This window comes from Kitasatospora sp. MY 5-36, assembly GCF_001182915.1.
In the GTDB taxonomy this organism is placed as follows: Bacteria; Actinomycetota; Actinomycetes; order Streptomycetales; family Streptomycetaceae; genus Kitasatospora.
In genome coordinates this window covers 1-4,912 of sequence record NZ_LFVW01000751.1, presented here as the reverse complement: position 1 = coordinate 4,912, position 4,912 = coordinate 1, and the positions used below count along the sequence as shown (strand labels likewise).

At 75.4% G+C, this 4,912-nt stretch carries 2 protein-coding genes and 2 pseudogenes; 2 read left to right on the top strand and 2 right to left on the bottom strand.

Translation table 11 applies throughout. The annotated features are described in order from the left end of the window. A pseudogene (locus tag AE652_RS35190) lies at nucleotides 1–521 on the top strand (hypothetical protein); the annotation flags it as partial. A 231-nt stretch (nucleotides 522–752) separates the two neighbouring features. Here AE652_RS35190 and disA read toward each other — a convergent pair. Continuing rightward, complete coding sequence (gene disA / locus AE652_RS35185) at nucleotides 753–1,811, bottom strand: DNA integrity scanning diadenylate cyclase DisA (protein WP_049659060.1); 1,059 nt, start codon at nucleotides 1,809–1,811, stop codon at nucleotides 753–755. A gap of 209 nt (nucleotides 1,812–2,020) precedes the next feature. Beyond that, nucleotides 2,021–3,535, bottom strand: a complete 1,515-nt coding sequence (radA, locus tag AE652_RS35180) for a DNA repair protein RadA (RefSeq protein ID WP_049659059.1) — start codon at nucleotides 3,533–3,535, stop codon at nucleotides 2,021–2,023. A gap of 325 nt (nucleotides 3,536–3,860) precedes the next feature. Between radA and AE652_RS45660 the strand changes: the two are divergent. Next, nucleotides 3,861–4,912, top strand: a pseudogene (locus tag AE652_RS45660) (sigma-70 family RNA polymerase sigma factor); the annotation flags it as partial.

Genomic DNA, 4,912 nt, shown 5'->3' with positions numbered 1-4,912 from the left:
CCGGGGGCGGCGCCGCGCCGGCGACCGGCGGCGGCACCGGAGGCGGCACGGGCGGCTCCGGCGGTACGGGCGGCGGCGCTCCGCCGGTCAACACCCCCGAGGTCATGGCGCTGCCGGTCTGCGCCTCCTCGCAGGTGGCGCTGGAGCTGGCCGGCACCCAGAACTCGTACCAGCCCAAGGACAAGCCCCGGCTGGCGCTGACGGTCAAGAACTCCTCCGGCACCAACTGCCGGGTGGACCTGGGCCGCACCGCCTCCGTGATCACGGTGAGCGGCAGCAACAACGACCGGGTCTGGTCCTCCGGCGACTGCCCGACCGACAAGGGCAGCATCTGGGTGCAGCTCGGCGCGAACGGCAACCAGACCGAGACCTTCACCTGGGACCGCAGCCGCAGCAAGCCGCAGTGCGCGACCGCCGACCAGACGCCGCCGCCGAGCGGCACCTACGTGGTGCTCGCGGAGCTCACCGGGCTCTCCGGGGACAAGGTCTCGGCGCGGGCCTCGATCCGGCTGGACGGCTGAGAACCGGTCACCTTCCCTCGGAGCCCCCGGCCGTCGCTCGGCCGGGGGCTCCGCCGTGTCCGGGGTGCCGGGCGGGGGCGGACGGCGGACGAGGGCGGCGGACGCGGGCGGGGTGCGCGGGGCGGGGTGCGCGGGGCGGGCCGGGGTGCGGTACGGACGCGCGACGGCCCCCGGGGAGGTTCCCCCGGGGGCCGTCGCGGTGTTCGGGTGTCCGTACGGTGGCGCGTCCGGTCAGACGTAGCGCTCCAGGATGGACGATTCGGCAAGGCGGGACAGGCCCTCGCGGACCGAGCGGGCGCGGGTCTCGCCGACGCCCTCGACGGTCTGCAGGTCGTCGATGCTCGCGGCGAGCAGCTTCTGGAGGCCGCCGAAGTGCTCGACCAGGCGCTCTATGACCGTGTTGGGCAGGCGCGGGATCTTCGCCAGCAGGCGGTAGCCGCGCGGCGAGACGGCCGAGTCCAGCGACTCCGGCGAGCCCGAGTAGCCGAGCGCCTTGGCGACGGTCTGGAGGTCCAGCAGCTCGGCGTGGGTGAGCGCCTCCAGGTCGGCCAGCACCTCGGTGACCGTCCGGCCCTTCTTGGCGGCCCGCTCCGGGAAGTAGTCCCGGGCGACCAGCTCGCGCTCCGGCTCCACGCCCGCGATCAGCTCGTCCAGCTGGAGCGAGAGCAGTCGGCCGTCGATGCCGAGCTCCAGCACGTAGCCGGCGATCTCGGTGGCGATCAGCCGGACCATCTCCAGGCGCTGGGCCACGGCGGTGACGTCCCGGACCGTCACCAGGTCCTCGATCTCCAGCGCGGAGAGCGTTCCGGCCACCTCGTCCAGGCGCAGCTTGTAGCGCTCCAGGGTGGCCAGCGCCTGGTTGGCGCGGGACAGGACGGTGGTGGAGTCCTCCAGCACCCGGCGGGTGCCGTTGACGTACATCGCGATCAGCCGCATCGAGTGCGAGACCGCGACCACCGGGTAGCCCGTCTGCCGGTTGACCCGCTCGGCGGTGCGGTGGCGGGTGCCGGTCTCGTCGGTCGGGATGGTCGAGTCCGGCATCAGGTGCACGCCGGCCCGGACGATCTTGGTGATGTCCTTGTCGAGCACCACCGCGCCGTCCAGCTTGCACAGCTCGCGCAGCCGGGTGGCGCTGAACTCGACGTCCAGGACGAAGCCGCCGGTGCACAGGGACTCGACGGTCCGGTCGAAGCCCAGCACGATCAGACCGCCGGTGTTGGCCCGCAGGACCCGCTCCAGGCCGTCACGAAGCGCGGTACCGGGCGCGATGGCGGTGAGGGAGGCCCGCAGCAGGGCCTCCTCGCGGGAGGCCTTGTCCGCCCCCCGGTCGCTGGCTGCCACGTGACTCCTCCGGTCGACCCGTGCCGCGCGCCTCACGCCGTGCGCCGGTCCGCGGTCTGTTGCTCTGTCGCTCAGTACCGCTCGGTACTGCCTTCTGGCCAATGAGACTGGGGAAAGTCTAACTGTGTGTGGCCTCGGCAGGGCTTGGGTCAGCGCAGTTAGTCGGAGTCGAGCGGCTCCCAGCCGTCCATCAGCTCCTCGGGGTACGCCGCCGGGCGGTCCGCGGACCGGGCGGAACGCGGGGACGGCGGCGCCGACGGTGCCTCACCGCGCGGCTCGGTGCGCGGCTTGGCGGCCGAACGGCGGCGGCCCGGGATCGCCCGCAGCGCCTCGCCGATGTCGGCCACCTCGACCACCTTCATGCCCGGCGGCACCTTGCCCGGGTCCGGCGGGACCAGGGCGTGGGTGAAGCCCAGCCGGTGCGCCTCGGCGAGCCGCCGCTGCACACCCGTCACCCGCCGTACCTCGCCCGCCAGGCCGACCTCGCCGATCGCCACCAGGTTGCTGGGCAGCGGGGTGTCGGTGGAGGAGCTGGCCACCGCGAGCGCCACCGCGAGGTCCGCGGAGGGCTCGGTCAGCTTCACCCCGCCGACCGTCGCGGTGTAGATGTCCTGCTTGCCGAGCTTCACCCCGCCGTGCCGCTCGACCACGGCCAGGATCATCGCGATCCGGGGGGACTCCAGGCCCGAGGTGGTGCGCCGCGGGGAGGGGATCTGCGAATCCACCATCAGCGCCTGCACCTCGGCCACCAGCGGGCGCTTGCCCTCCAGGGTGACGGTGAGGCAGGTACCCGGGACGGGCTTGTCACGCCTGGTCAGGAAGAGGCCGGACGGGTCGGCCAGGCCGACGATGCCCTCGTCATGCAGCTCGAAGCAGCCGACCTCGTCGGTGGCGCCGTAACGGTTCTTGACCCCGCGGATCAGCCGCAGCCGGGCGTGCCGGTCGCCCTCGAAGCTCAGCACCACGTCCACCAGGTGCTCCAGCAGGCGCGGACCGGCGATCTGGCCGTCCTTGGTGACGTGGCCGACCAGCAGGGTGGCCATGCCGCGCTCCTTCGACGCCCGGATCAGCGCGCCCGCCACCTCGCGGACCTGGGCCGGGCCGCCGGGGGCGCCGTCCAGCTCGGCGGAGGCGATGGTCTGCACCGAGTCCAGGATCAGCAGGCCGGGGTTGACCGCCTCGATGTGCCCGAGCACCGCGCCGAGATCCTGCTCGGCGGCGAGGTAGAGGTGCTCGGAGAGGGCGTTGATCCGGTCCGCGCGCAGCCGGACCTGGCCGGCCGACTCCTCGCCGGTGACGTAGAGCGTGCGGTGCTGCGCGGTGGCCGCCTTGGCGGCGACGTCCAGCAGCAGGGTGGACTTGCCGACGCCGGGCTCGCCGGCCAGCAGCACCACCGCACCGGGCACCAGGCCGCCGCCGAGCACCCGGTCCAGCTCCGGCACGCCCGTCGAACGGGCCGTCGCGACCTGGCCGTCCACCTGGGCGATCGGGCGGGCGGGCGCGCTGACCGGGCCGGCGGCCGTGGTGCGGATCGGCACCGCGCCGTACTCCTCGACCGTGCCCCAGGCGTTGCACTCCGGGCAGCGGCCGACCCACTTGGGCAGCTGGTTGCCGCACTCGGTGCAGCGGTACGCCGGGCGGGGCTTGGCGGTGGTCTTGGAACGCGGAGGCATGCCGCCCACCGTAGCGTCCGGGTCCGACAACGGCGGTCCGCAGGCGGGGCCGGGTCGGGGCCGGCGACCAGGGTCCGCGGGCGGGCCGGCCGCGCGTCCACACAGATGGGCGATGTTGTTACCCGAAAGAAGTACATACGCGGCGAATGGCCGGGGTCAGCCGTCCGCGTTCTCTACCGTCGGACGGGTGACGACGAGAACTGTGGGGCCGGACGGGCCTGCCCGGTCGACCCGATCGGTCAGGCCGGGCAGGTCGGGTAGACCTGCCGGGTCGGGCGGGTCCGGCGGGTCCGGCGGGTCCGCCGGGTCGGCCGGGTCGGCCGGGGTGCGGACCGCCGCCGTGCTCGCGGCGTACGACCGGCAGCTGGACGGCCTGTTCACCTACTGCCTCTCGGTGCTCTGCGAGCACGACGCGGCCGCCGACGCCCTGCGCGAGGTCCGCGAGCTGGCACGACGGCACGGCGCCCGGCTGGCCGAGCCCGGGCTGCTGCGCGCCTGGCTGTTCTCCCTCGCCCGGTACTGCTGTCTGCGCCGGCTCGCCGGCGACGCCCCGGGTCCGACCGGTACCGAGGCCGGGCGGACCGCCCCGGCCGAGCCCGGCGAGGCCGAGGCGGCCCGGCGGCGGCGCGAGCTCTCCTCACTCGCCTGGCCCGAGGCGGCCGGCACCGACCCGGAACAGCGCGAGGCGCTGGAGCTGTCCGTCCGGCACCGGCTGACCCCGCTCGAAGTGGCGGCCGTACTGGGCCAGCCGTTCGAACGGACCCGCGCGCTGCTGGCCGCGGCCGAGGCCGAGGTCGCCCGGACCAGGGCGGCGCTGCTGGTGCTCGGCGTGGGCAGCTGCCCGGAACTGGACCGGCTCGGCGGGGCCGGGGCGGAGTCCTGGCGGGACTGGGTGCTCGGCCCGGCGCTGCGCCGGGAGCTGGTGCAGCACGTGGTGGACTGCCCGACCTGCCGGGGGACGGCGGAACGGGTGGCCGCGGGCGAGGCGGCGGAGGGTACGGCGGGGGCGGCGGGGCTGTCCGGGTTGGCGCTGCTGCGGGCTCCGGCGGACCTCCTCGGGGCCGTCGCGGTCACCGGTGGGGCGGCCGCTCCGGCGGCGGCTGCTCGGGCTGTGGGTCCTCGGGTAGCGGGTGCTCGGGGCGCGGAGCCGGGGCTGCGGTTCGACCAGAGCGGCTTCCCCCGGCACCGGGCGCCGGACGCGGGGCGCGGGTTGGCGGTGCGTCGGCGGGTGGTGACCACCGGCGTGCTGGCGGCCGTGCTGGCGGCGCCGGTGATCGCGCTCTGGGCCGGGCACCGGGGCGGTGTCGGGTCGGGGTCGGCGGCCTCGGTGTCGGCGGTACGGGTGGACGCGGCCGGGCAGCCGACCGGGCAGCGGCC

What these genes read in the sequence shown, in the direction of transcription:
- radA (WP_049659059.1), bottom strand. Translation starts at nt 3,535, where the DNA reads ATGCCTCCGCGTTCCAAGACCACCGCCAAGCCCCGCCCGGCGTACCGC.